Source organism: Lysobacter sp. A286, assembly GCF_054052105.1.
The window spans coordinates 2068187-2094866 of record NZ_JBSVRJ010000001.1; the positions used below are offsets into that span (position 1 = coordinate 2068187).

Consider the following 26680-nt stretch of genomic DNA (forward strand, 5'->3'; position numbering starts at 1 on the left):
ATCCGCACCCCGGAGGGCGCAATGTCCGATTTCCTTGGTATCCATGGCACCGCACTGGCCTTGCGCGAGCAACGCCTGCAACTGCTCGCATCCAACATCGCCAACGCCGACACCCCCGGCTTCCAGGCCCAGGACATGGACTTCGGCAGCGCCTTGCGCGCCGCGCTGCAACCGGGCGCCGGCTTTGGCGACCCGATTGGCAACGCCGCCCAGGCCGCGCGTTACGCCCCGACCTCCTCCCAGCCCAGCATGGACGGCAACACCGTGGACGCCGAGCGCGCCAAGGCGAGCTTCGCCCAGGCCTCACTGGAGTACCGGGCCTCGATGTCGTTCGTGGAGTCGAAGGTACGCGGGATGTTGACCGCGATCACCGGGCAATAAGGAGAACCAGGATGAGCAACCTTCCGATCTTCGACGTCGCCGGCTCGGCGATGAACGCCCAATCGGTGCGGCTGAGCACCGTGGCCAGCAACCTGGCCAATGCGGACTCGGTAGCCGGCAACCCGGATGCGGTCTACCGCCCCTTGCACCCGGTGTTTTCCGCCACCCCGGTGGCCGGCCAACCGGGGCTTGCCGGGGTGCAGGTCGACGACGTGACCCAGTCCGACGCCGCCCCGTTGCGTCGCTACGAACCCGGCCATCCGCTGGCCGACGCGGACGGCTATGTCTATGCACCCGATATCGACCCGGTCGCACAGATGGTCGACATGATTTCCGCCTCGCGCAGCTACCAGGCCAACGTGGAGGTTTTCAATACCGCCAAGGAACTGGCCATGGCGACCTTGAACATGGGCAAGTAGCCCACCCGACCGACGAGATGAACCCATGACCAGCATCCCCGCGACCAACAACGACAATCCCTACGGAGCCCTCGGGGTGGGCAACCAACAGACCGCCCGCGACACGACATTGGGACAGGCCGATTTCCTGCGCCTGATGACCGAGCAACTGAAGAACCAGGACCCGCTCAAGCCGCTGGACAACAACCAGTTCCTTGGCCAGCTGGCGCAGTTCTCCACCGTGCAGGGCATCGAGGACATGCAGAGCGCCATGGGCTCGATGGCCAGCGTGATGGAGTCCGACCAGACGCTGCGCGCAGCCAGTCTGGTCGGCCGCGAAGCGCTGGTGGAAGCCGATACGGTTGAGCTTGCGGCAGGCGCTGGCGCACGTGGCGAGTTGGTTGCCATGGCTCCCGGCACGATCCAGATCGAGATCGTCGACAGCGCCGGCGCGATCGTGCGCAAGACCACCGTCGAGGCCGGCGCGGCCGGCAACGTGGCGTGGGAATGGGACGGCCGCAATGACAGCGGCGACCCGATTGCCGCCGGCACCTACTCCATCCGCGCCAGCAGTGGCGGGGGCAAGGAAGCGGAGGCCCTCGACCTGCGCCTGGCCGCGCACGTGGACAGCGTGTCCATCGAGCCGACCGGGCTCGTTCTCAATCTTTCCGGCCTCGGCAGTCATCCGCTGTCGTCGATCCGTCGCATCGGCTGACCGCCGCCCAACCCCGATTTTCCAGGAGCACACAGCATGAGTTTTCGCATCTCGCTCAGTGGCATGAACGCGGCCACGTCCGACCTCAACGTCACCTCGAACAACATCGCCAACGCCAACACCAGCGGCTTCAAGCAGTCCCGCGCGGAGTTTGCCGACGTATTCCCGGTCTCGGGCTACGGCTTGTCGCGCAACGCGATCGGATCCGGGGTGAAGCTGGCCCAGGTCGCGCAACAATTCGACCAGGGCAACATCGAGTTCAGCGGCAAGGCGCTGGACCTGGCAATCAGCGGCGAGGGCTTCTTCACCCTGTCCGACAACGGCGCGAACGTCTATTCGCGCGCCGGCAACTTCGGGGCCGACAGTGAAGGCTACGTGGTCAATCCCAGTGGCAACCGCTTGCAGGTATTCCTGCCCAATGCCAGCGGCACCGGCTTTGATACCGGCCGCATGGGCGATCTGCAGCTGGCCGTGGGCGACGCACCTCCCCAGGCCACCGGCAAGGTCGATATCGGCACCAACCTGCCGGCCGACGCCAAGGTGCCCGCGATCACCCCCTTTGACGCCAACGACCCGACCACCTACAACCACACTACCTCGCTGACGGTTTACGACTCGCTGGGCGCGGCCCACACCCAGTCGTTGCACTTCGTAAAAACCGCCAACGCCAACCAGTGGCAGGTCTACACCTCGATCGATGGCACCACCACCGGCGCGCCGACCACCTTGCAATACTCCGACACCGGCGCCTTGCAGTCGCCCAGTCCCGGCACCTTCCCGATGCCCGCTTTCGACCCCGGCAATGGCGCCGCGCCGATGGCGCTCACGCTGGACCTTGGCGGCTCCACCCAGTACGGCAGCAAGTTCGGCGTGTCTTCGCTGGCCCAGGACGGGTACGCCACCGGCCGCCTGACCGGCATCGAGGTCTCCGCCGAAGGCGTGGTCAACGCCCGTTACACCAATGGCGTGTCCACCCCCCTGGGCCAGGTCGCCCTGACCAATTTCGCCAACCCACAGGGCCTGCAATCGCTGGGCAACAACGGATGGGCCGAGACCGCCGAGTCCGGCGACGCACGTCTTGGCAGCGCAGGCTCCTCCGAGCTCGGCCTGGTCCAGGGCGGCGCACTGGAAGCCTCCAACGTCGACCTGACCGCGCAGCTGGTCAACATGATCACTGCCCAGCGCAACTTCCAGGCCAACGCGCAGATGATTTCCACCCAGGATCAGATCACCCAGACCGTGATCAACATCCGCTGATGCGCGGCCGTCTGCCACCAGCGAGGCAAACACGATGATCGACAAGGCCGCCTATGTGGCGATGACCGGCGCAAGCGCCACCTTGCGGGCACAAGCGTCGGTCTCGCACAACCTCGCCAACACCGACACCATCGGTTTCCAGGCCACCCTGGCCGGCACCGTGGCCAGCCCGGTGGGTGGCGACGGCCATGGCTCGCGTGTCGCGGCGGCATTCAGCACCCTGGGTGTCAGCGCCTCACCGGGGGCGATCAACATCACCGGCAACGTGCTGGATGTCGCGCTGGACCAGGACCGTTGGCTGGCCGTGCAGGCACCCAATGGCGATGTCGCCTATACCCGTGCCGGCGACCTCAAGCTGAGCCGCAACGGGCTGCTTACCACCGCGACCGGGTTGACGGTGCTTGACCAGCGGGGCGCGCCGGTGGCGATTCCGCCCCACGAGTCGCTGCACATCGGCAGCGACGGCACCATCTCGATCGTCCCGCTCGGCCAGCCAGCGAACACCGTCGCCGAAGCCGGCCGGTTGCAAGTGGCCGCCGCACGTACCGATCAGCTGGAACGTGGTGAGGATGGGCTGATGCGCCTGCCCGCCGGCGCCGCGCCACTGGCTCCGGCCGCCGGTGAGGTACTGACCGCCGGTGCACTGGAGCAGAGCAACGTCGACCCCACCGCGATGCTGGTCTCGATGATCCAGCTGTCACGCCAGTTCGAGATGCAGGTACGGGTCTTGCAGAGCGTTGACGAGAACGCACAGGCGAGCAACTCGTTGTTGTCCTCGCGCTGATCCACCGACCCACCAGAATTCTTCGGAGTATTCCCCATGACCCAGGCACTTTGGATCGCCAAGACCGGCCTCGACGCGCAGCAGACGCGCATGGCGGTGATCTCCAACAACCTCGCCAATACCAATACCACCGGCTTCAAGCGCGACCGCGCCAGCTTCGAGGACCTGCTCTACCAGACCGTGCGTCAGCCCGGCGGTGCATCGTCCGAGCAGACCCAACTGCCCAGTGGCCTGTCCACCGGCACCGGCGTGCGGGTTGCCGCCACCGCCAAACAGTTCACCCAGGGCAACCTGGCCCAGACCGGCAATGCCCTGGACGTGGCCATCAACGGTCGCGGGTTCTTCGAGGTGCTGATGCCCGATGGCAACCCGGCCTACACCCGCGACGGCAGCTTCCAGATCAACTCGCAAGGCGAGCTGGTGACCAACGCCGGCTACCCGGTGCAGCCCGGCTTGCAGCTCCCCGAAGGCGCGCAGGCCGTGACCATTGCCGGCGACGGCACGGTCACCGTCCAGCTCGCCGGCCAGGCCGAAGGGGTCCAGATCGGCGCGTTGTCGGTCGCCGACTTCATCAACCCCGCCGGGCTGCAGGCCAAGGGCGGCAACCTGTACGTGGAAACCGGCGCCAGCGGCCCGGCCCAGGTCGGCGCCCCGGGCGAGAACGGCGCGGGCTTGCTGCAGCAGGGGGCGCTGGAAGGCAGCAACGTCAACACGGTCGAAGAACTGGTGTCGATGATCGAGACCCAGCGCGCGTACGAGACCAACGCCAAGGCCATCTCGACCGTCGACCAGATGCTCGGCTTCCTCAACCAGAACCTGTGACTGTCATGACCGACTTCGCTCCGGCATCCGGCGTTCGCGTCCGCGGCTGGGCACTCGCGTGCACCGCGATGCTCGCGTTGTCCGGCTGTGCCAGCCTGGTAGGCGATGTGCGTCCGTTCGCGCCAATGGTCCCGGTGGCCAGCCTCGACGCCGCCGCCATGGCGCCCTACGCCACGCCCACCGGCGCATCGCCAGTCGCACCCACGGGCCAGACCAGCACCGGCTCCATCTATGCCGGTACCAACAACAGCGGCCTGCGACTGTTCCAGGACAACAAGGCGCGCAATGTAGGCGACCTGTTGACCATCGTGCTGATCGAACGCACCTCGTCCACCTCGCGCGCGAAGACCGCTGTGACCAAGGACTCGGGCTTCAGCCTGGGCGCACCGGTGCTTGCCGGGGTGCCGGTGACCTACAACGGGCAGTCGATCCTGCAGGCCGAAGTCGAGGCCGGGCGTGACTTCAATGGCGCCGGCGACTCCACCCAGAGCAACCGCCTGGACGGTGAAGTCACCGTGACTGTGGTCCGCGAACTGGGTAACGGCAACCTGCTGGTCAGTGGCCAGAAGCAGATGCGCCTGAACCAGGGTGATGAACTGGTCCAGGTTCAAGGAATCGTGCGCACGGCCGATATCGGGCCTGACAACCGCATCACTTCCGACCGCGTCGGCAATGCCCAGATCGTCTATGGCGGTCGCGGCACGCTGGCGCGTTCCAATGCGATGGGCTGGCTTGGCCGGTTCTTCAACTCCGCCGCCTTCCCGTATTGAGGACCACCAGCATGCGTCCAACCATCAAGTCCATCGCAACCTTTGTCCTGCTGGCCTTGTTTGCCGCCGGCCCGGCCTGCGCCGAGCGGGTCAAGGATCTCGCCCAGGTGGCCGGCGTGCGCGGCAACGCGCTGATCGGCTACGGCCTGGTCGTGGGCCTGGATGGCAGCGGTGACCGCACCAGCCAGACCCAGTTCACCGTGCAAAGCCTGAAGACGATGCTGGAGCAGCTGGGCGTCACCCTGCCCGATGGCGTCAACCCGCAGCTGAAAAACGTCGCGGCTGTCGCGATCCATGCCGAGCTGCCGCCCTATGCCAAGCCCGGCCAATCGATCGACGTCAGCGTGTCCTCGATCGGCAACGCGGGTTCACTGCGCGGTGGCAGCCTGCTGATGGCGCCACTGAAGGGCGCCGACGGGCAGGTCTATGCGATTGCCCAGGGCAACGTGGTGGTCAGCGGCTTTGGCGCCTCCGGCCGTGACGGGTCGCGGATTTCGGTCAACGCACCCAATGGCGGGAGCATTCCCAACGGCGCCATTGTCGAGCGTGCCGTCCCCGGCGGTGCGGCGCCCACTGGCAACATCACCCTCAATCTGCACGAATTCGACTTCACCACCGCCTCGCGCCTGGTCGCTGCGATCAACCAGGCATTCGGCCCCGGTCGCGCCCACGCGGTGGACGGCGTCACCATCGAGATCACGCCGCCGTCCGATAACCGCATCGGCTTCCTGGCCCAGCTCGAAGCACTGGACGTCAGCCCCGGCGCGGCGGCGGCCAAAGTGATCGTCAATGCCCGCACCGGCACCGTGGTCATGGGTGGCCATGTCACCGTGCTGCCGGCAGCGGTCTCGCACGGCTCACTGACGGTGTCGATCGTGGAAAGCGCGCAGATCAGCCAACCCGGCCCGTTCAGCGATGGCGTCACCGCCGTGATGCCCGAATCCTCGATCGAGATCAGCGAGAGCGGTAACCGCATGTTCCTGTTTGAAGGTGGCAGCTCACTGCAGGCCATCGTGCGTGCAGTGAACGCGGTAGGCGCCGCCCCGGGCGACATCGTCGCCATCCTGGAAGCCCTCAAGCGCGTGGGTGCATTGCGCGCCGAGCTCGAGGTGATCTAGCGACCACGCCATGCGCCTGCCTTCCGCCACCGCCCTGCCACTGCAACCTGCCGACGCCTCGCGCGAACGGTTGCAAACCGCTGCGCGCGAACTGGAGTCGCAGTTTGCCCAGATGATGCTCAAGTCGATGCGCAGCACCAGCTTTGGTGACTCGATGCTGGGCGACAACACCATGTACCGCGACATGTACGACCAGCAACTGGCCAAGGAAATGAGCAAGGGCCGCGGTCTGGGTCTGGCACCGATGATCGAGCGCCAGCTGTCACGCAGCCTGCCCATGACCCCGGCCGCGAGCGAGGCGATGCCAATGACCATTGGCCCCTTGTCCAGCGGCCGTCCCGCCACCCACGCGCCGATGGCGTTGATGAAGAACCTGCCGCTGCCAATGCCACTGCCGGGAGCAACGATAATGACCGGCTTGTCGCTGGCGCCCAGCCATGGCGGCGTTTCGTTGCCGGCGCTGGCGCCGTTGTCGCCGCCGCCTGCGCCGGAGCCAGCGGCCATATCGAACGGGGTCGGCGCCCCCGGCCATGTCGACGGCCCTTGCGACCCCAACGCCCAGCTTGACTGCAGCAGCCCGGAAGCCTTCGTACAGTCGATCTGGCCACACGCGGTGGAGACCGCGCGCGAGCTGGGAGTGTCGGCCAAGGCGCTGGTCGCCCAGGCCGCGCTGGAAACCGGCTGGGGCCGGCGTCTGGTTGGCGGCGATGGTTCGCACAATCTGTTTGGCATCAAGGCCAGCGGCCACTGGGACGGCAAGCGTGTTGACTCAGGCACCCATGAGTTCGTCAATGGCCGTCGCGTCGAGACCCGCGCCCAGTTCCGCGCCTATGGATCGGTGCACGAAAGCTTCGCCGATTACCGACGGCTGATGCATAACGACCGCTATGCCGGCGCACTTGCCGCCGGCGAAGACACCTCCCGTTTTGCCAACGCATTGCAAAAGGCCGGCTACGCCACCGATCCGGCCTACGCCGCCAAGATCTCCGCGATTGCCAACGGACCGACCCTCCGGCGCGCGCTGGAAGCCCTGGATGACACCCACGGCCGCGCCTTCGCCGCGCTACCTGACACCACTACCCGAGGCTGACCATGAGCGGACTGCTATCCACCGGAAGCTCGGCCCTGCTCGCGTTCCAGCGTGCACTGAACACCGTTGGCCACAACGTCGCCAACGCGTCCACGCCGGGCTATAGCCGCCAGCGTGTGGATCTGGAAGCACGCCCCGGGCAAAGCACCACGGCCGGCTACATCGGTGCCGGGGTGGACGTCGCCGGACTGCAGCGATTGGCCGATGGCCTGGTATTCGGCCGCCAGATCGACAGCAGCGCCGAGATCGGCCGGCTTGGCCAGCTGTCGTCGATGTCGACCCGGCTGGACATGCTGGTCTCGGACTCGGCCAGCAGTCTGGCGGCCCCATGGTCGGCGTTCTTTGCCGCCGCCGAGGGCGTGACCGCCGAACCCACTTCGGGTACGGCACGCAACGCATTGCTCGCCGCTGGCAACCAGCTCGCCACGCGCTGGGGCAACCTGGACACCCAGATGGCGACCCAGGAAGGCCAGGTCGACCAACGCATCAAGGCCCAGGTCGCCACCGCCAATCAGCTGGCCGGCGAAATCGCGATCCTCAATCGTGATATCGCCGCCGCCGGCAGCAATGTCGTTCCCGACATGCTCGACCAGCGCGCGGTCCGGATCGACCAGCTGGCCAACCTGGTGGGCGCGGAGACCGTCGCCCAGGACGACGGCTCGGTCAACGTGTTCACCACCGGCGGCCAGCCAATGGTGCTGGGCAGCCGCGCCATGAGCCTGGGGACCGTTGCCGACCCTTACCGCGCCGACCGGGTGCAGTTGTCACTGGAAACCGCCGGCGGCGGCTCGATCCCGCTCTCGGCGACCACCGTGTCGGGTGAGGTCGGCGGCCTGCTGGAGTTCCGCAGCCGCGTGCTCGACCCCGCGCGCGCCGAACTGGGCCGGCTGGCGACCGCGTTCGCCGAAAGTTTCAACGCCACCCAACGAGCCGGCGTGGACTACCACGGCAATCCTGGCAGTGACTTCTTTACCCTGCCGGCGCCGCGCATCGACCGCCATGCCGGCAATGCCGGCGATGCCGTGCTCAGCGCCAGCATTGGCGACCTGGGCGCGCTGAAGGGCAACGACCTGGTGCTGCGTTTCGACGCCGGCGACTGGACTGCGACCCGCAGCGATACCGGCGAGCCAGTTGCGATCACCGGCAGTGGCACCGCCGCCGACCCGCTGCGGATGGACGGCATCGAGCTGGTCCTCGCCGGTACCCCCGCCAATGGCGACCGGTTCTCCCTGCGCCCCACCGCAGGGGTTGCCGGCGGGCTGAAAATGGCGCTGACCGACCCCAATTCCATCGCCGCCGCTGCACCAATGGAAGTCAGTGCCGACAGCGGCAACCTGGGAACCGCCAGGACCGGTTCCAGCAAAATCACCGATACCGCCGCCTTCGCAGGTTTCGCCGGTGCCAGCATCGAATTCATCGATGCCGGCCAGTACACCATCGATGGCGCGGGTCCGTTCCCATACAGCCCCGGCACCCCGATCAACGGCGACGGCTGGTCGCTGGAGCTGGATGGCACGCCCGCCGCGGGCGACCAGTTCAGCCTGTCGCCAACCCCGCCACGCTCGTCCGACAACAGCAACGCACGCCAACTGGCCGGGATGGATGAGCAGGACATCCTCAATGGCGGAACCCTGGACCTTACCGCCGGGCTGGCGCAGTTGACCGGCAAGGTCGGCGGCGATGCACGCCACGCCGAGCTCAACCTGGAGGCGCAAGCGGCGATCCACGGCCAGGTCACGGCCGAGCGCGAATCGCTTTCCGGCGTCAACCTGGACGAGGAGGCCACCAACCTGCTTCGCTACCAGCAGGCCTACCAGGCCGCCGCGCAGATCATCGCCACCGCCGACACCCTGTTCCAGTCCCTGCTCAGCGCCGTCCGTCGCTGATCGCCGCCGCGCTGACCGACCCGAACCGATGAGACCACTCCCATGAGAATTTCCACCGCCGGGATGTACGCGCAAGGGCTGCAGAGCATGCTGCAGCGGCAGTCCGAAATGGTTCGCACCCACGAGCAGATGACCACCGGGGTGCTCTATTCGCGGGCCGGCGAGGCGCCTGCCGCGGCCGCCACCGCACAAGGCCTGGACCATGCGTTGGCCGCGCTGGACAGCTACAAGACCAGCGCCGGCCACCTCGACCGCCGCCTGAACCTGCAAGAGCACGCCCTGACCAGCGCCAATGACCGCCTGGGCCGTGCCCGCGACCTGATCGTGCAAGCCAACACCCCGACGCTGTCGGCCGACGACCGCAAGACCATCGCCATCGAGCTGCGCCACCTGCGCGCGGAGATGATCTCCATCGGCAACACCACCGACGGCTCCGGCCGCGCCCTGTTTGCCGGCACCCGCGACGGCGTGGTGCCGTTTACCGACAACGGCGGCACCGTCACCTACGCCGGCAACGACGGCCAGAACGACCTTGACGTTGCCCCCGGCCTTGGCTTGCGCGATGCCGACCCCGGCAGCGACCTGTTCCTGCGGGTGCCCACCGGTGACGGCATCGTGCGCGGCCGTGCTGAGGCGGCCAACACCGGTAGCGGCGTGTTGCAATCGGCCAGTGTCACCGACCACGGCGCATGGAGCGGCGGCGACATCACCGTGGAGTTCACTGCCGCCGATCAATACCGGGTGCTCGATGCCGGCGGCGCCGAAATCGCCACCGGCACATGGAAGCAAGGCGAGACCATCAATGCCGGTGGCGTGCAGTTGAAGATCAATGGTGCACCTGCCGCGGGCGACAGCTTCGGTGTCGGGCGCGCCCCGCAGAACGACATCTTCGGCACGCTGCAGTCACTGGCCGATGCACTCGACGCACCGGGCGACTCCGCGGCCGATATGGCCCGCCGGACCAACGCGCTCACTGCCGGGCTGGGCGACCTGAGCCGCGCCCAGGAGCACATGATTGCCGCGCGCGCCAGTACCGGTAACCGCTTGTCGGCACTGGATGCGGCCGAGGAAAGCCGCAGTGCCACCAAGTTGTCACTGGAGGCCACCTTGTCCGGCTTGCGCGATGTCAACTACGCCGAGGCTGCCTCCGAATTTGCAATGCAGCTCACCGCACTGGAGGCCGCACAGACGGTGACCCTGCGGATCCAGGGCCTGTCGCTGTTCAACAAACTGGGTTGATTGGCAAGTTTTTGCTAAAGCTTCCATAACCGGTGCCGTTACCTTTCTCAGCAGCGGACAAGTCCTGATTACAGCGACGCCCCTGCGAGCTACCGGTCCAATCACCGGCATCCCTTCCAGGAGAACCACACCATGTCTGTCATCAATACCAACGTCATGTCGCTCAATGCCCAGCGCAACCTCGCTGCCAACAGCGCCGACCTGGGCACCACCATCCAGCGCCTGTCCTCGGGCCTGCGCATCAACAGCGCCAAGGACGACGCCGCCGGCCTGGCCATCTCCGAGCGCTTCACCACCCAGATCCGCGGCATGGACCAGGCCGCCCGCAACGCCAACGACGGCATCTCGCTGGCGCAGACCGCAGAAGGCGCGCTGGGCGAGATCGGCAACAACCTGCAGCGCATCCGTGAGCTGGCCGTGCAGTCGCGCAACGCCACCAACTCCGACTCCGATCGCGCTGCACTGAACGCCGAGGTCAGCCAGCTGAAGTCCGAGATCCAGCGCGTCGCCGAACATACCGACTTCAACGGCAAGAAGTTGCTTGATGGCAGCTTTGGCGATGCCGTGTTCCAGATCGGCGCCAACCAGGGCCAGACCATTACCGTGAGCGGCATGGCCAATGCCAACATCGACGAGCTCGGCACCTGGACTGCGCCGAGCACCTATACCTCGACGGTCACCGGCGGTGCGGCCGCCGCCGGTGCCCTGGCCGCTGGCGACCTGACCATCAATGGCGTGGACATCGGCGCTGTCGATGCGGGTACGGATGCGACTACACAGGGTGCCAACCTGATGGCAGCCATCAATGCCAAGACCGCCGAGACTGGCGTGTCGGTCACCAATGCCGCCGGCGTGTTGACGCTTACCTCCACCAGCGAAGATGGCATCAAAATCGCCGGCAACACCGCCAATGCAGGGGCAACACTCACCGCAACCGGCTTGACCGTCGCCGACACCGCCGCCACCGAGATAGTCGGCGCCACCACCAACGGCTTCCAGGCACAGAACGTCCTGAGCGCCGACGCAGCTGACAACATGATCCTGGCCATGGACGCCGCACTCAATGCTGTCAACTCCTCCCGCGCCGACCTGGGTGCGATCCAGAACCGCTTCACCTCGGTGGTGACCAACCTGCAGACCAGCTCGGAGAACCTGTCCGCGGCCCGCAGCCGGATCGTGGACGCCGACTACGCCAAGGAAACCGCCAACCTGAGCCGCACCCAGATCCTGGCCCAGGCCGGTACCGCGATGCTGGCCCAGGCCAACCAGGTGCCGCAGAACGTGCTCAGCCTGCTGCGTTAATCTCCCTCCCCTGGGAACCCGACCGGTCAGTGGCTTTGCCCTGACCGGTTTTTTTTGTGCGCTGATTTTCGGGACGGGGAAAGTGATGTGGCTCACGGTATTGCTAAAGGTTTGCCGGCGCTGGCCGATACCTTGAGAGCAGGACCGGCGGGCGTAAGCCGCCGCCAATCCATCGGAACGGTTCTTGCTTGGTTGACGGGCCTGCTGTCGGGGTCTGTTGTCGGGGTCGGTTACCCGGGCCCATCAGCCATCACTCAAAGGAGACACGCGTGGCTTCCATTTCCAGCCCAGGGTTTGCATCCGGCCTCACCGATCTGGTACCCCAGCTGGTAGCGGCCGAGCGCGCCCCGGGCGACCGCCGCTTCGACCGGATCGAGAGCACCACCAAGGCGCAGATCTCCGCCTTCGGCAAGGTCAGCAGCGGCTTGTCCGGGCTCCAGGACACGCTGGCAAAACTGGACGGGATTGGCGCCTCACTGGGCCGCAAGGTCACCGTTGGCAGCGACGCCGGCTTTTCCGCCACCGCCAACGAAAAGGCGGCCCTAGGCAGTTACCAGATCGCCGTGGAAAGCCTGGCCACCACGCATAAATTACAGTCCGCCGCCCTGGCCAAGGACACCCAGTTGGGCCACGGCAACCTGTCGATCACGATGGGCGACGGTGAACCCATCGAGGTCACCATCGAGGAGGGCAAGGGCTCGCTGGCCGATATCCGCGACGCCATCAACGCCCAGGCCGGCGGCAAGGGTGTCACCGCAACGCTGATTCACAGCGATGCCGGCGACGTGTTGGTGCTGGCCTCCACCGAGACCGGCACCGAAGGCCGTTTGCAAGTCACTGCCACCGGTGGTGACGGCGGTCTGGCGGCGCTGGACACCACCAGTGGCAGCATGACGGTCACCGACCCGGGCAACGATACACGCGTGGTCATCGACGGGCTCACCCACACCAGCAGCAGCAACCGGCTCGACGGCGCGATCGACGGCATCACCCTGGATCTGACCAAGGCCCAGCCGGGGGAGACGTTCTCGCTGGACCTGAGCGCCGATGCCAGCCCGTTGAAAGCCAAGTTGCTTGGCTTTATCAGTGCCTACAACACGGCCCTGTCCGCATTGGGCACACAAAGCGCGGCCGGCGGAGAAGCCAGCAGCGGCGCACCGCTAAGCGGAGATTCCGCGCCGCGTTCCATCACCTCCAGCCTGCGCAATACCATCAGCGCCAACTACTCCCAGTTGGCCGCGCTCGGCTTCAAGACCGAAGTGGACGGCTCCTTGAGCATGGATGGCGCCAAGTTCGACGCCGCCGTGGCCGCCGACCCCGAAGCGGTGTCACGCCTGTTTGGTGGCGACGGCGGGTTGCAGAAAACCATGGCCGGTTCGTTGAAGTCCTGGGTCGGCGACGACGGCTTGATCAAGGGCCGCACCGATGCCCTCAACTCACGCCTGGAATCGCTGGCGACAGACCGGGAAAACTTCGACCGCCGGATCGAAGGCGTGGAAGCCCGGTACCTGCGCCAGTTCACCGCGCTGGACGTGATGATCTCGAAGTTGCAAAGCACCAGCTCCTTCCTCACCCAGCAGCTGCAGAACCTGCCAAGCCCTGCCGGCAACTAACTTTCCTGGACCCCGAGCCCGCCATGCATAGCGCCCGCAGTTACGCCAACCAGTACCGTCAGACCAACGTCAACAGCGCCGTGCTGGAGGCCAGTCCGCACCAGTTGGTCGCGTTGATGCTGGCCGGCGCCCGCGCCCGCGCCCGCCTCGCCATTGCCTGCCTGGAGCGCGGCGACCTGCCGCGCAAGGCCAAGGCAATCAGCGAGGCAAGCGCGATCATCGGCGGGCTGAATGGTGCACTGGACATGAAAGCCGGCGGCGAGATCGCCGATGGCCTGCAACAGTTGTATGACTACGCCCAACGCCGGCTGCTGGACGCGAACATCGGCAACGACAGCGCGCCGCTGATCGAGATCGAAGACTTGTTGGGCGAGATCGAGACCGCGTGGTCCGCCATCGCACCGGGGCAACCGGGCGCCGCGGGCCCGTCGCCTGATCAAGCAAGGCTGGGGCCATGACGCCGGTGCTGCCCAGCGACGCCATCCGTCTCGCGCTGGACAGCGGACGGCTCGACGACGCAATCGCCTTGATCACCCAACACGAGCTGGACGTGCGCACCGCATTGGGCAAATCCCCGGCCAGCGCAGACGACCAGGACGGATGGCAGGCACTGCTATCGACACAGCGCTCGTTGCTGGAACAACTGCAAGGCGCACGCAGCGACACGATGGAGGCGTTGCAGCGGCTGCAAGGCAACCGTCGCAGCGCACAGGCCTACCGGGCCCAGAGCCTGCCATGAATGCCGACGAGGCCCGCGCCGCGGTTTTCGGTGACTCGCTTACCTGCCAGGAGGTTCGTCCGGTCGCGTTCGTGCCCGGGGCGCTGGACGAGAGCGCCCAGCGCGTCGCATGCGCTCGCGCCGAGGCGCTGCTACGCGCGATCGCCTTGGTGGAGGACAGTCGCACCGACGACACGGACGAGCGCGGCACCCAGGAACTGGGCATGCAGCGCATTGAAGCCAAGCTCGACCTGCTGACGGCGCTGGTTGCCACGTTGGTGGGCAATCGCGATACCCAGGACCACCCGCAGTCTGTCCGCTGGTCGGCACTGGGTGTGTGCCTGGCCGTGGGGAACTCCGCCGCCGACGTGGCGCCCGGCACCGTGGGCGTATTCCGGGTACTGCCTTGCGACTGGTTGCCACAGGCCCTGGAGCTGCCCGCGACCGTACTGGCCAGCGTCGCTGATGGCACGGGCCGTCAGCTATGGCTGCGCTTCCAGGCATTGCCGGCAACGCTCGCCTCGGCCCTGGAACGGCACTTGTTCCGGGTCCACCGTCGAGCGATCGCCGAATCGCGCCGGCCCCGCTGAACCCCTTGCCGCACGGACCTTCCCCGCAAGCGGCAATGGAAACGGGACAGTTGGGCTAAAGTGAACACGTCTCCACGTCCCGTTGGAGCACGTCCCGCGAGAGGTTCACTTGCTGCGCGTACTGATTTGCGATGACCACACCCTGGTCCGGGCCGGCTTGCGCCGGTTGCTGGAATCCTTCGATGCGATGGAGGTGGTCGCCGAAGCCGCCAGCGCTGACGAGGTGGTGATACAAGCACGCAGAACCCTCCCCGACGTGGTGCTGCTTGACCTGTCAATGCCCGGCCGCAATGGGTTCCAGGCCCTGGATGAGCTGCGCCAGGTCTGTCCCGACACCGCAGTGGTCATCATGTCGATGCACGACGATGCCTCCCATGTCCGCGAGGCGCTGGCGCGAGGGGCGTCCGGTTTCGTCGTCAAGGAGGCCGCACCCGCCGAACTGGACATCGCCCTGCGCGCCGCGGCCGCCGGGCGCACTTACCTGAGCCCGCAGGTCTCCGCGCCCCAGTTGCGCGGAGGGCGCTCCAGAGCGATGACGGGTGTGGATGCGTTGCCCCCGCGCCAGCGCGAGATCCTGGCCGCGCTAGGTGCCGGCCGCAGCAGCAAGCAGATCGCCGGCGACCTGAACATCAGCGTCAAGACCGTTGAAACCCACCGTGCGCGGATGATGGAAACCCTGGGCTGTCCCAACGCCACCGAGTTGCTGCGCATCGCCCTGGGATTGCACGCGGGCGGTTTGTAGCCGCAAAGCCGGCACCAGGTCCGGAAAACCCTTACATGAATTCCGGATAATCCCTACTTGGCTCGGGTTTGCCCCGATTCGTTATCTGTCACCGACGAGGCAAGATCAGCCATGCAGGATCCGTACCGCGCGTACGGCATCACCACAGGGGGATCTGTGAAACAAACCGTCCACGGGCAGTTGACGCAAACCGTCAACCTCACGCCGCAACTGTTGCAGTCGATCCGGCTGCTGCAGCTATCTGCCCCACAGTTGGAAATGGAGCTGCTGCAGGCCTTGGAGCTCAATCCAATGCTGGAGCACGATGACGCCGACGAGATTGGTGAAACCGACGCCAACGTCCAGGAGGCTGACGGCGACGATGCGACGCTGGACGCCGGTGCCTGGGACGAGCTGCCCGAGCCGATCTACACCTCGGCAGCGTCTGGCAGTACGTCTGGCGACGACGACGCCACCGCGCGGATCGCGGCCGGCAGCTCCAGCGACCCACGGGTCCGCCTGCTGCAGGAGCTGGCCCTGGATTGGGATATCGACGACCTGCGTGTTGCCCAGTGGTGGCTGGACCAGTGCGATGACCGCGGTTATCTGGAACACCCGCTGGCCGGGCTGGTAGCCGCCGGCGCCAGTGAGCTGTCGATTACCCGGCCGGCAATGAAAACCTTGCGTTTGCGGCTGCTCAACGGCCCGTGGCCGGGGATGGCGGCGGTCGATGCAGCCGAGTGCCTGCGTGCGCAGCTGGCCCGGCAACGCCAACAGGCCGAACGAGCTGGGACACATCCGGGCGAGCCCGTCGCGCGCGAGCTCGCCACTTACGCCCTGGCCGACCGCATCCTTGCCCACCACATCGACCTGCTGGCCGCGCACGACCACCCCGCGCTGGCCGCCGCATTGGATACCACCCCGGACGCCATCAAGCGCGCCACCGGATTGATCCTCAGCCTGAGTCCCTGCCCGGTCGAGGAACCCGCGGATGCCGCAACGCCCTACATCACGCCCGACGTGGTGGCGCGTTTCCTGGGCGGACGGTGGCGGGTCGCCCTGAACGGCCGAGCCACCCCGCGCATCCGCGTCGCCGCCCATTGCGCGCGCGCGCTGGACGGCGCGCCGGGTGACCAGAGTGTGCTGCGTGGCCTGCTCGACGAGGCGCGTTGGCTGGTGCGCGGCGTGGCGATGCGCAACGACACCCTGCTGCGCACCACCCAGGTGCTCATCGAGCGCCAACGTGGCTTCCTGGAACGCGGCGAGGAGGCGATCGTGCCGCTGACCCTGCGCGAGGTTGCCGACGAGATCGGGATGCACGAGTCCACCGTCTCGCGCATCACCACCGGCAAGTATGTCCAGACCCCGCGCGGCACCCTGGAGCTCAAGCGCCTGTTCGCCGTCCGGCTGGAAGGTGCGAGCGTATCGGGAACCGCGGTCAAGGCGATGGTCCGGCGCCTGATTGATGCCGAGCCCCCGCACGCACCGCTGGCCGATGACACCATTGCCGGCCTGCTGGAGCGCCAGGGGGTTTGCATTGCGCGCCGCACCGTGGCGAAGTACCGCGGCCAACTTTGCATCGGCCCCGCACGCTCGCGTCAACGCCCGGCGCCTACCGCCACCGCCAGCTGAACTGGAGTAACCCCTCATGCGCACCCTCACCGTGTTGCTGGTCGACGACCACGAAGGTTTCATCAACGCCGCCATCCGCCACCTGCGCCGGGTCGACTGGGTGAACGTGGTCGGCTCGGCGACCAATGGCATCGAGGCCATTGCCCAATGCGAGGCACTGCTGCCGGACGTGGTGTTGATGGACCTGGCGATGCCGGAGATGGGCGGGCTGCAGGCAACCCGCCTGATCAAGGCCCAGGACAAGCCACCCTATGTGGTGATCGCCAGCCATTTCGACGATGCCGAGCACCGCGAGCACGCGCTGCGGGCCGGCGCGGATGCATTCGTCAGCAAGCTTTCCTACCTGCATGACGTCATGCCATTGCTGGAGGCGGTGGTCGGCGGCGCGGACGCCGGCACCACTGAGGTAGCACCGTGAGTGAATCCCGCATCCTGGTGCTGGACAACGACATGGAGCGCGCCGAGCGGGTCGCGACGTTGTTGGAGTTCATGGACTTCACCCCAAGGCTGGCCGAGCCCGGCGACATCGACCTCAAGAAGGCCCGGCACAGTGATTGGGTCGCGGTGGTCGTGGGCGACGTGGAGGGCGACCCGGCGTGGCCGGGCCTGGTGGACTGGCTGGCCCGCCAGCCCTTGCATCCGCCGCTGATGGTGCTGCCCGGCAATGCCGACGACGCCGGTTGGCGCACGGCCGTGCATCCGGAGGCGGTGTGGCCGCTGCATTACCCGATCCGCCGGGCCGAACTGCAGGAAGCGCTCCGTCGCGCCAGCCTGAAGCGCATCAACGAGGACGAGCAACCCAGATCCACTACCGGCGGTCCCACCGGGAAAAGCGCCGCGGCATTGCGACTGTCGCGGATGATCGACCAGGTGGCGCCGTTTGATACCACCGTGCTGATCCTGGGTGAGTCGGGCACCGGCAAGGAAGTCGCCGCACGCGCCGTGCACGCGCGCTCGCGGCGCCATGATCGGCCCTTCGTGGCGATCAACTGCGGCGCCATCCCCGCCGACTTGCTGGAAAGCGAATTGTTCGGCCATGAGAAAGGCGCCTTCACCGGCGCGCTGACCCAGCGCAAGGGGCGCTTTGAAATGGCCGACGGCGGCACATTGCTGCTGGATGAAATCGGCGACATGAGCATGCCGATGCAGGTCAAACTGCTGCGTGTGCTGCAAGAGCGCACTTTCGAGCGCGTTGGCGGCAACCAGACCATCCAGTGCGACGTGCGCGTCATTGCCGCCACCCACCGCAACCTGGAGTCGCACATCGCCGATGGCAAGTTCCGCGAGGACCTGTTCTATCGGCTCAATGTATTCCCCATCGAGATGCCGCCGCTGCGCGAGCGCAGCGACGACCTGCCCGAGCTGATCGCGGCGATTACCCGCCAGCTGAGCGAGGCCGGCCGTGGCCAGGTCGCCCTGAGTGACGGTGCCGTGGAAGCCCTGCGCCATTACGCCTGGCCGGGCAACGTGCGCGAGTTGAGCAACCTGCTGGAACGACTGGCGGTGCTGCACCCGGTGGACACCGTCCGCGCCACCGACCTGCCCGCACGCTACCGCGCGGCAATGCCGGAGCTGCCGGACGAAGAGCCCCTGCGCGAGTCGGTGCTCGACCCCCACCCTGCCGCCACCGTGTCGCCCCGCGCCACCCTGCCGCCGGAAGGCATGGATCTGCGCTCACACATCGCCGACGTCGAACTGGAACTGATCCGCGCCGCACTGGAACAGGCCGACGGCGTGGTAGCCCACGCCGCCCCCCTGCTGGGCCTGCGCCGGACAACCCTGGTGGAAAAACTGCGCAAGTACGGCATCGAGCGCTGAGCGTTAAAGAAAGCCTGAACAACTCGGCTTCTGCTCGTCATCCCGACCGACCACCGTCATTCCCGACCATCCACCGTCGTCGCCGATCAACCACCGTCATTCCCGCGAAGGCGGGAATCCATGGACTTCAGGCCGCTGATCAACAACGTCCATGGACTCCCGCCTTCGCGGGAGTGACGAGCGAAAGCGGGATGACGAGCAAAGACAGCAATCGGGCGACGGGATCCCGGCACGGCTCTGGCACACGGATTGCATCGTCATGGGCAGCTACCCAAGACGCTTGAAGCCCGGCCATGAGCGATGCGATTTCCTCGATTCTTTCCCAGATCCGTGCCCACCAGGCGCAGGTCGGCGGTCGTTTGGGCGATGCGCCGGCCAGCAACGCGATCCAGCCCGGCGGATTCCGTGCCGACGGGCCCGGCCGGGTCGGCGAAACGAAAGCTCCGGGGTTCTCGGAAACCCTCAACCACGCGCTGGATAGCGTCAGCCACGCGCAAAACAATTCCGCGCAGTTGCAACAGGCATTCGAGATGGGTGACCCGCGCGCGGACCTGGCGCGGGTGATGGTCGCCATGCAGCAATCATCGGTCGCCTTCAAGGCCACCGCCGAAGTGCGCAACCGCCTGGTCCAGGCCTACCAGGACGTCATGAACATGCCGGTGTAATGCATGCCTGTTTGATACATGCCTGTGTGATGCCAACCCGATTGCCGACGTAGTACCGCACATTCGAGACCGCAACAATGAGCGCCACTTCCCTACCCAAGACTGCGATCACCAACCTGCGCGAGCTCGGCCCGCTGCAGGACATCCCCGTGGTCCGCCAGATGGGCACGTTTGCGCTGGTGGCCGCCGCCATCGCGATCGGCCTGTGGTTGTTCTTCTGGACCCAGCGACCGGACTACGTGCCGGTGTTCGCCGGGCTGGACGCGAAGTCCACCAGCGAAGCGTCCGACCTGTTACGCAGCGCGAACATTCCGTTCCGGGTCGACGCTTCCAGCGGCTCGCTGGCGGTGCCCACCGACCAGAGTGGCCAGGCCAAGCTGGCGTTGGCCTCGGCGGGATTGCCGGCCAAGACCGGCGGTGGCTTCGAGTCATTGCACGGCGACCAGGGCTTTGGTACCAGCCAGTTTGTGGAGAACGCGCGCTACCAGCATGCGCTGGAAACCGAACTGGCACGCACCATCGGCAACCTGCGCCCGGTGTTGGAGGCGCGCGTCCACCTGGCGATACCCAAGCCCAGCGCGTTTACCCGCCAGAAGGAGGCGGCCAGCGCATCGGTAGTGCTGCAGTTGCGCAGCGGCAGCGTGCTTGAGGCCGGCCAGGTCAACGCGATCGTTCACTTGGTGTCGGGCAGCATCCCGACCCTGCCACCGGAAAGCGTGACCGTGGTCGACCAGTTTGGCCGCATGCTGTCCAACGCCGATCCCGACAGCAGCTCGGCCATCGGCGCCAAGCGTTTCGAGCAGCAGCACCGCCAGGAAGCGGTTTACGTGCAGCGCATCCAGGAGTTGCTGGCGCCGATGACCGGCCCCGGGCGGGTCAGTGCACAGGTAAGCGTGGCGATGGACTTCTCCCAGAGCGAGCAGGCGCGCGAGATCTATGGCCCCGAGGCGGCGATCGTCCGCAGCGAGCAGGTCTCCGAATCCGGCGACCTCAGCGCAAACGCAGCCCCGGGCGGCGTACCGGGCAGCACCAGCAACACCCCGGATGCCGCGCAAGCGGCCGCCAACGCCGCCGCCAACCCCGCGGCCGCGGCACCAGCCACTGCCCAACCCGCCGACGACACGCTCACCGGCACCCGTACCGCGGTACGCAACTACGAGATCGACCGCACCCTGACCCACACCCGGCAGGCACCCGGCCGGATCACGCGGGTAACCGCCGCAGTACTGGTGGACAACCTCCCCACCGCGGTCGACAAGGACGGCAAGCAGACCTCCCGCCCCCTGACCGATGCCGAACTGGAGCGCATCAAGTCGCTGGTCCAGCAGGCCATCGGCTTCGATGCCCAGCGCGATGACATGGTCACCGTGGTCAACGCGCCGTTCAACCATGGGCAACTGGACGAACCTGCGGAGCTGCCGTTCTGGCAGAACCCCAGGGTCAAGGAACTGCTGCGTATCGCGCTGGGCGGACTGGCGGTGTTGATGCTGATCTTCACCGTGTTGCGCCCCGCCATGCGCCAGCTGATGGGTCCGGTCAAGCCACGCACCGCGGTCGCAACATTGATCGAGGATGACGAGGACGTACCGGTCACATTGTCTGCACCGGACAAGGCGGCTGCCGCCCGCCTGCGCGACGACGCGCCGGAGGCATCGATGAACTTCGACGAAAAACTGCAGGTGGCGCGAACCGCGGTCAGCAACGACCCCAAGCGTGTCGCCAACGTGATCCGCAACTGGGTGGAAACCGATGGCTGAGCCCAAGACGATGAAACAAGAGCCGCTGACCGGCGTGCAGCGTGCCGCCGTGGTCCTGCTGTCACTGGGCGAGGCACAGGCCGCCGAGGTGCTCAAGCACATGGGCGCGCGGGAAGTGCAGAAGCTCGGCATGGCGATGACGTCGGTGGGCGGCGTGTCGCGGGAGGCCGTCGGCGTGGTGTTTGACGACTTCGTGGAGACCCTTGCCCAGCCCAGCGCCCTGGGCTCGGGCGCCGACGATTACATCCGCGCCGTACTCAACCAGGCGTTGGGCGAGGAGCGCGCCGGCAGCCTGATCGACCGTATCCTGGCGGGGCGCAACACCACCGGGCTGGACACGCTGAAGTGGATGGAGCCGCGCGCGATCTCCGAACTGGTGCGCAACGAGCACCCGCAGATCATCGCCATCGTGATGTCCCACCTGGACGAGGACCAGGCCGCCGAGGTGCTCAAGTGCCTGGCCGAACGCGTGCGCGCCGACGTGCTGCTGCGCATTGCCACCCTTGACGGCATACCGCCCAATGCGCTCAACGAACTCAACGAGGTGATGGCGCGCCAGTTTGCCGGCAACCAGAACATCAAGTCCTCCAACATCGGCGGCGTGCGGGTTGCGGCCAACATCCTCAACTTCATGGACTCCGGCCAGGACGAGACCATCCTGGGCAATATCAGCCAGATCGACGAGCCGTTGAGCGCCCAGATCCGCGACTTGATGTTCGTGTTCGAGAATCTGGTCGAACTCGATGACCGCGCCATACAGACCGTATTGCGCGAGATTCCCAGCGAAAAACTCGGGCTGGCATTGCGCGGTGCCGACCAGAAGGTACGTGCCAAGATCACCGAAAACATGTCCCAGCGCGCGGCCGATATCCTGATTGAGGACATGGAGGCGCGCGGGCCGGTGCGCCTGGCCGAGGTGGAGGCTGCGCAGAAGGAGATCCTGGCCGAAGTCCGGCGACTGGCCGATAGCGGCGCGATCCAGCTGGCCGCCAAGACAGAGGCCTTCGTATGACGGTCATGGCCAATCCCGCGCAGTTGGTGCGCTGGACCGCACCGGACCTGGAATCGATGGCCACGTGCGGCGCGAGCCCGGCCATGCCAGCGGCGGAACCGGCACCGGCCCGACCGAGCGTGGAAGAGCTGCAGGCACTGGAGCAGTCGGCGCGAGACGAAGGCTACGCCGCCGGCCATGCTGAAGGATTGGCCAGCGGCCAGTCCGAAGTACGCAAGATGGCCGCCCAGATGGAAGGCATCCTGGACGGCTTTACCCGCCCCTTGGCGCGCCTGGACGATGAGGTGGCCGACGCGCTGGGCGAGCTGGCCGTACGCATCGCCGGCAACCTGCTCGGCCGTACCTACCGCGCCGACCCGACCCTGCTGGCCGACCTGGTGCGCGAGGCACTCGACGCCGTCGGCACCAGCTCGCGCGAGATCGAACTGCGCCTGCACCCCGATGACCTGGGCGTGCTGGCACCGCACCTGATGGGGCTGAGCGGCGTGCGCCTGAGCGAGGACAGCACCCTGTCCCGCGGCGAACTGCGGTTGCACAGCGAGAGCGTCCGCATCGACGGCACCCTCGCCGCGCGCCTGCAGGCCTGCCTCGACGCGGCCATGGAGACCGACGCCGACACGAACGCCGAGGACACCCCATGAGCCGCATCGCCGCCGACCAGTGGGAAGAAATGCGCAACCTGCGCCTTTCAGCGCGGCTGGGCACCATCAACCCGCAGCCCCCCTCGCTGGGTCTCGCCCGCGAAGGCGTGTTGCGGCGTGCGGTCGGCCTGACCCTGGAAGCCTCCGGCTGCAGCGCGCCGCTGGGCTCGCGCTGCCGGGTGGAAACCTCCGGCGGCCGCTGGGTCGATGCCGAAGTGGTCGGTTTCTCCGGCGACCGCACCTTCCTGATGCCCACTGCCGATTTGGCCGGCCTGTTGCCCAATGCGCGGGTGGTGACCACCCGCCAGCGCGGCGAGGTGGCCGTAGGCGAAGGGCTGCTGGGGCGAGTGATCGACAGCGACGGCGTACCGCTGGACGGTCGCGGCCCGCTGCGCCCGGAGAACTGGGTCGGGCTGGGCGGACAGATCATCAACCCGCTGACGCGCGAGCCGATCACCCGCTCGCTGGACGTCGGCGTGCGCGCAATCAATGCGCTGCTGCCGATTGGCCGCGGCCAGCGCATCGGCCTGTTCGCTGGCTCCGGTGTCGGTAAGTCGACGCTGCTGGGCATGATGACCCGCTACACCGCCGCCGACGTGATCGTGGTCGGCCTGGTCGGCGAGCGCGGCCGCGAGGTACGCGACTTCGTCGAGGCCACTCTCGGTGAGGAAGGCATGCGCCGTGCGGTGGTCGTCGCCGCCCCGGCCGACCGGCCACCACTGGCCCGGCTGCACGGCGCGTTACGGGCGACGGCCATCGCCGAGTGGTACCGCGACCAGGGCCTGCACGTGCTGCTGCTGATGGATTCGCTGACCCGCTTCGCCCAGGCACAGCGCGAGATCGGGCTGTCGGTAGGCGAGCCGCCGACCACCCGCGGCTACCCGCCATCGGTATTCGCCAAGCTGCCGCAACTGGTGGAGCGGGCCGGTAATGGCGCCGACGGCCGCGGCTCGATCACCGCCTTCTACACCGTGCTGACCGAGGGCGACGACCAGCAGGAACCCATCGCCGATGCCGCCCGCGCGATCCTCGACGGCCACATCGTGCTGACCCGCCGCATCGCGGACGCCGGCCAGTACCCGGCCATCGACGTGGAGGTCTCGGTCAGCCGGGTCATGCAGGACATCACCGACGCGCCGTGGCGCGAACGTATCCGCAAGCTGCGCCGGCTGCTGGCGGCCTACTCGGCCCAGCGCGACCTGATCGCCATCGGTGCCTACCAGCGCGGCAGCGATCCGGCGGTCGACGAGGCTGTCGCCCGCTGGCCCGCAATCCAGGCATTCCTGGGCCAGGACGTCAGCGAGGCGTCCGATGTCGACGCCAGCCGCGCCGCACTCGCCCGCCTGCTTGACGATGCGCCCGACATTCCGCAATCCCCGACCCCCAACCCGCAGGAGACCTGACCGACATGCGATCGCAACGACTGGATCCACTGTTGAAAGTGAAGCAGCGACGTCAGGACGACGTCGCCCGCGAGGTCGCCGAACGCGACCGCGCGGTGGTTGAGCAGCAGGCACGCCTGGACGCGCTGCGCCGCTACGCACTGGAGTACGCAGTGCCCGGCGGCTCCAGCCTCACCAGCCCGGCATTGCTGGCCAACCGACTGGCATTTCGCGAGCGACTGGATACCGCCATCGCCCAGCAAAGCCGCGTGGTCAGCGACACCCGTCAACAAAGCGACGTCGAGCGCGCGCGCCTGCTGCTGGCCAGTCGCGAGACCCACGTGCTGGAGAAGTTGTCGGCCAGCTACCGTGCCGAAGAATCCCGCACGGTCGAGCAGCGCAGCCAGCGCGAGATGGATGATCTGGGCGCACGACGGGTATCGAGCAGCCGCCGCGGCGAGCCGGAGCCGGAGCCGGCCGCATGATGGCCGCCGGCGGAGTTGGCGCAGGTGCTGCCAGCACGTCCGCCGGCAGCGCGCCGGCAGCGGGCGCTCCCCGAAGCTCCACCAAAGACTCAGCGCGCGACAGCGATAGCAGTGGTTTCGCCGGTGTCTTGGCCAAGTCTTCGGCGGGCAACGGTGCGTCCAGCGACGCGGCGACGACGGAAGCAAAGACCTCGTCCGCCGCCAACGATGCACACGACCGACAGCCGGCGGACGCGGACAAGACCACGGACGAAGACCATTCCCCCGACCGGATCCTGGCTCTGCTGGGAGGCCACTGGCCCACCCCGGCACCGCTTGCCCCGACTGCCCCTGCCGCACTCGCAACCGGCGCGGATGCCAGCCTGGCGCTGACGGCGGACTCGACAACATTGACCGCATCGGTGGCCCCGGCAGGGGAAGCGCTGGGCCAGCTGGCGGCCACCGATTCCGACCTCAGGCTGCCGGCCTTCGCGCTTGGCCCAACGACACTAGCCACCAATGCCACGTTGGCCGCCAATGCCGCCAGCGCCGCCTCCGCCGACGATGCGCTTCCTCTAGCCGATCTTGCCCGCGCGATGGGTCTGGCAGCCGCCGATGACGCCGGCAAATCACTCCCAGCGGCACCGGCGGTGGGTGCCGATGCGGATGCCATCGAGTTTGCCCTCCCCTCCCAACCGCTCACCGGCAACAGTCCGGTCCGTGCAGCGGCGACGGCGGCGACACCCATCCCGATGCCGGCCGATCCGGATTCAGGCTTTGATGACGCGCTCGGCGCGCGCATCGGCTGGCTGGCCGATCAGCGCATCGGCCGCGCCGAGATCCGGGTCAGCCCGGACCACCTCGGCCCCATCGATGTTCGGCTGCATATCGACGGCAACCGGGTGAGTGCCGAGTTCAACTCCGCCAACGCCGACGTGCGGCAGGCACTGGAAGCCAGCGTCGGCCGCCTGCGCGACATGCTCGCGCAACAGGGTTTGCAACTGGCCCAGTCCGACGTTGGCAGTGGGCAATCGAACAGCAGCGACGGTTACGTGACCGATGCCGGCTCCGACCGACACGACGCCGACATCGTGGACACCCCGATTCCAACCATCCTGCGTCGCGGGTTGCTGGACGAGTACGCCTAGTTAAGGTCCGGACAACGCCACATTCCCCGTCATCCCCGCGAAAGCGGGGACCCAGCGACTTCAAGCCTTTGAAAGCCAAAGGCCATGGATGACCAGCCCTTTGGGCTGTTGTGGAGCGCTTCCCGCTTTCGCGGTAACGACAGGGCGGTCAAACCGCCGCCACCAGTGACCATTGCTGCATGCGTCAAATCCCTGTCACTGCCCGTCGCCGGAGTTGCGGCACACCCCTTGCATTGCCTTGGCAACCCCCGCATCCCGGAGTTGTCGCGTGCCATCCAAGAAGCCATCGTCCTCCAGCAAGCTGCCGTGGATCCTTGTCGCTACCTTGGTGCTGATACTGGCCACCGGTGGCGGATGGTTCTGGTATTCCAGCGCCGTGGCAGCGCCCGTTGCAACCGATGCGACTGCCGCTGAAACCGATCAAGCCTCGCCACGCAAGCCGGCGATCTACTTCGCGCTGGACCCGGCCTTCGTGGTCAACCTGGCTGACACCAACGCGGTGCGCTACCTGCAGGCCGATGTGCAGCTGATGACCCGCGATGACGCCACCGCCAAGGCGATGGAGTTGCATGCACCGGCCATCCGCAACCGCCTGCTGCTGCTGTTTGGGCAGTACTCCGCCGACCAACTGGCCCAGCGCAGCGCCAAGGAACGGTTGCAGAAGACCGCCGCCGACGAAGTGCGCACGCTGCTGAAGGCCGAGACCACCGCCAGCAAGCTCGAAGCGGTTTATTTCACCAGCTTCGTGACCCAGTAG

General features: G+C 67.1%; 28 protein-coding genes. All 28 read left to right on the forward strand.

The window, feature by feature from the left end:
* Nucleotides 1-21: 21 nt before the first annotated feature.
* The 28 genes from flgB (at nucleotide 22) to ACW7G0_RS09720 (ending at nucleotide 26680) form a co-directional block, all read left to right on the forward strand.
* Nucleotides 22-381 (forward strand): flagellar basal body rod protein FlgB, encoded by a 360-nt coding sequence (flgB, locus tag ACW7G0_RS09585; RefSeq protein ID WP_456989310.1) that lies wholly within the window; start codon nucleotides 22-24, stop codon nucleotides 379-381.
* An 11-nt stretch (nucleotides 382-392) separates the two neighbouring features.
* Nucleotides 393-800 (forward strand): flagellar basal body rod protein FlgC, encoded by a 408-nt coding sequence (gene flgC / locus ACW7G0_RS09590; protein WP_456960826.1) that lies wholly within the window; start codon nucleotides 393-395, stop codon nucleotides 798-800.
* 25 nt (nucleotides 801-825) lie between these two features.
* On the forward strand, nucleotides 826-1494 hold the full coding sequence (locus ACW7G0_RS09595) for a flagellar hook assembly protein FlgD (RefSeq protein WP_456989311.1): 669 nt from the start codon (nucleotides 826-828) through the stop codon (nucleotides 1492-1494).
* Nucleotides 1495-1530: 36 nt separating this feature from the next.
* Nucleotides 1531-2751: a flagellar hook protein FlgE gene (gene flgE, locus ACW7G0_RS09600; protein ID WP_456989312.1), complete on the forward strand. Its 1221-nt coding sequence runs from the start codon at nucleotides 1531-1533 to the stop codon at nucleotides 2749-2751.
* A 37-nt stretch (nucleotides 2752-2788) separates the two neighbouring features.
* Nucleotides 2789-3535 (forward strand): flagellar basal body rod protein FlgF, encoded by a 747-nt coding sequence (locus ACW7G0_RS09605; RefSeq protein ID WP_456989507.1) that lies wholly within the window; start codon nucleotides 2789-2791, stop codon nucleotides 3533-3535.
* 36 nt (nucleotides 3536-3571) lie between these two features.
* Nucleotides 3572-4357, forward strand: coding sequence for a flagellar basal-body rod protein FlgG (gene flgG, locus ACW7G0_RS09610; RefSeq protein WP_456960823.1), 786 nt, complete (start codon nucleotides 3572-3574; stop codon nucleotides 4355-4357).
* 5 nt (nucleotides 4358-4362) lie between these two features.
* Nucleotides 4363-5127 (forward strand): flagellar basal body L-ring protein FlgH, encoded by a 765-nt coding sequence (locus tag ACW7G0_RS09615; RefSeq protein WP_456989313.1) that lies wholly within the window; start codon nucleotides 4363-4365, stop codon nucleotides 5125-5127.
* Between the two features lie 11 nt (nucleotides 5128-5138).
* Entirely contained in the window at nucleotides 5139-6245 is a 1107-nt protein-coding gene (locus ACW7G0_RS09620) for a flagellar basal body P-ring protein FlgI (RefSeq protein WP_456960821.1), read from the forward strand.
* Nucleotides 6246-6255: 10 nt separating this feature from the next.
* Complete coding sequence (flgJ, locus tag ACW7G0_RS09625; protein ID WP_456989314.1) at nucleotides 6256-7335, forward strand: flagellar assembly peptidoglycan hydrolase FlgJ; 1080 nt, start codon at nucleotides 6256-6258, stop codon at nucleotides 7333-7335.
* Between the two features lie 2 nt (nucleotides 7336-7337).
* Nucleotides 7338-9221 (forward strand): flagellar hook-associated protein FlgK, encoded by a 1884-nt coding sequence (gene flgK / locus ACW7G0_RS09630; protein ID WP_456989315.1) that lies wholly within the window; start codon nucleotides 7338-7340, stop codon nucleotides 9219-9221.
* Nucleotides 9222-9263: 42 nt separating this feature from the next.
* On the forward strand, nucleotides 9264-10460 hold the full coding sequence (flgL, locus tag ACW7G0_RS09635) for a flagellar hook-associated protein FlgL (protein ID WP_456989316.1): 1197 nt from the start codon (nucleotides 9264-9266) through the stop codon (nucleotides 10458-10460).
* A gap of 132 nt (nucleotides 10461-10592) precedes the next feature.
* Nucleotides 10593-11762: a flagellin gene (locus ACW7G0_RS09640; protein WP_456989317.1), complete on the forward strand. Its 1170-nt coding sequence runs from the start codon at nucleotides 10593-10595 to the stop codon at nucleotides 11760-11762.
* A gap of 269 nt (nucleotides 11763-12031) precedes the next feature.
* A complete protein-coding gene (gene fliD / locus ACW7G0_RS09645) occupies nucleotides 12032-13375 on the forward strand; it encodes a flagellar filament capping protein FliD (RefSeq protein ID WP_456989318.1) in 1344 nt (447 codons plus the stop codon).
* A 23-nt stretch (nucleotides 13376-13398) separates the two neighbouring features.
* On the forward strand, nucleotides 13399-13833 hold the full coding sequence (gene fliS, locus ACW7G0_RS09650) for a flagellar export chaperone FliS (protein ID WP_456960815.1): 435 nt from the start codon (nucleotides 13399-13401) through the stop codon (nucleotides 13831-13833).
* Nucleotides 13830-14114, forward strand: coding sequence for a hypothetical protein (locus ACW7G0_RS09655; protein WP_456989319.1), 285 nt, complete (start codon nucleotides 13830-13832; stop codon nucleotides 14112-14114). The genes fliS and ACW7G0_RS09655 overlap by 4 nt, the downstream gene beginning before the upstream one ends.
* Nucleotides 14111-14683 carry a PilZ domain-containing protein gene (locus ACW7G0_RS09660; RefSeq protein WP_456989320.1) on the forward strand — a complete coding sequence of 191 codons (573 nt, stop codon included), beginning with the start codon at nucleotides 14111-14113 and terminating at the stop codon, nucleotides 14681-14683. The genes ACW7G0_RS09655 and ACW7G0_RS09660 overlap by 4 nt, the downstream gene beginning before the upstream one ends.
* A gap of 112 nt (nucleotides 14684-14795) precedes the next feature.
* The gene (locus ACW7G0_RS09665) at nucleotides 14796-15425 is read left to right on the forward strand and encodes a response regulator (RefSeq protein WP_456989508.1); all 630 of its coding nucleotides are present in this window, start codon (nucleotides 14796-14798) and stop codon (nucleotides 15423-15425) included.
* A 156-nt stretch (nucleotides 15426-15581) separates the two neighbouring features.
* Nucleotides 15582-17036, forward strand: coding sequence for an RNA polymerase factor sigma-54 (gene rpoN, locus ACW7G0_RS09670; RefSeq protein WP_456989321.1), 1455 nt, complete (start codon nucleotides 15582-15584; stop codon nucleotides 17034-17036).
* Between the two features lie 16 nt (nucleotides 17037-17052).
* Nucleotides 17053-17454 (forward strand): response regulator, encoded by a 402-nt coding sequence (locus tag ACW7G0_RS09675; RefSeq protein ID WP_456960812.1) that lies wholly within the window; start codon nucleotides 17053-17055, stop codon nucleotides 17452-17454.
* Nucleotides 17451-18854, forward strand: a complete 1404-nt coding sequence (locus ACW7G0_RS09680) for a sigma-54 dependent transcriptional regulator (RefSeq protein ID WP_456989322.1) — start codon at nucleotides 17451-17453, stop codon at nucleotides 18852-18854. Before ACW7G0_RS09675 ends, ACW7G0_RS09680 begins: the two co-directional genes overlap by 4 nt.
* Nucleotides 18855-19147: 293 nt before the next feature.
* Nucleotides 19148-19519: a flagellar hook-basal body complex protein FliE gene (fliE, locus tag ACW7G0_RS09685; protein ID WP_456989323.1), complete on the forward strand. Its 372-nt coding sequence runs from the start codon at nucleotides 19148-19150 to the stop codon at nucleotides 19517-19519.
* 77 nt (nucleotides 19520-19596) lie between these two features.
* The gene (gene fliF, locus ACW7G0_RS09690) at nucleotides 19597-21276 is read left to right on the forward strand and encodes a flagellar basal-body MS-ring/collar protein FliF (RefSeq protein WP_456989324.1); all 1680 of its coding nucleotides are present in this window, start codon (nucleotides 19597-19599) and stop codon (nucleotides 21274-21276) included.
* Nucleotides 21277-21301: 25 nt separating this feature from the next.
* Nucleotides 21302-22288, forward strand: coding sequence for a flagellar motor switch protein FliG (gene fliG / locus ACW7G0_RS09695; RefSeq protein WP_456989509.1), 987 nt, complete (start codon nucleotides 21302-21304; stop codon nucleotides 22286-22288).
* Nucleotides 22289-22293: 5 nt separating this feature from the next.
* Complete coding sequence (locus tag ACW7G0_RS09700; RefSeq protein ID WP_456989325.1) at nucleotides 22294-22929, forward strand: FliH/SctL family protein; 636 nt, start codon at nucleotides 22294-22296, stop codon at nucleotides 22927-22929.
* Nucleotides 22926-24332 (forward strand): flagellar protein export ATPase FliI, encoded by a 1407-nt coding sequence (gene fliI, locus ACW7G0_RS09705; protein WP_456989326.1) that lies wholly within the window; start codon nucleotides 22926-22928, stop codon nucleotides 24330-24332. Before ACW7G0_RS09700 ends, fliI begins: the two co-directional genes overlap by 4 nt.
* A 5-nt stretch (nucleotides 24333-24337) precedes the next feature.
* Nucleotides 24338-24796, forward strand: a complete 459-nt coding sequence (fliJ, locus tag ACW7G0_RS09710; protein ID WP_456989327.1) for a flagellar export protein FliJ — start codon at nucleotides 24338-24340, stop codon at nucleotides 24794-24796.
* Nucleotides 24797-24924: 128 nt separating this feature from the next.
* A complete protein-coding gene (locus ACW7G0_RS09715) occupies nucleotides 24925-25923 on the forward strand; it encodes a flagellar hook-length control protein FliK (protein ID WP_456989328.1) in 999 nt (332 codons plus the stop codon).
* Between the two features lie 268 nt (nucleotides 25924-26191).
* Nucleotides 26192-26680, forward strand: coding sequence for a flagellar basal body-associated FliL family protein (locus ACW7G0_RS09720; RefSeq protein ID WP_456960804.1), 489 nt, complete (start codon nucleotides 26192-26194; stop codon nucleotides 26678-26680).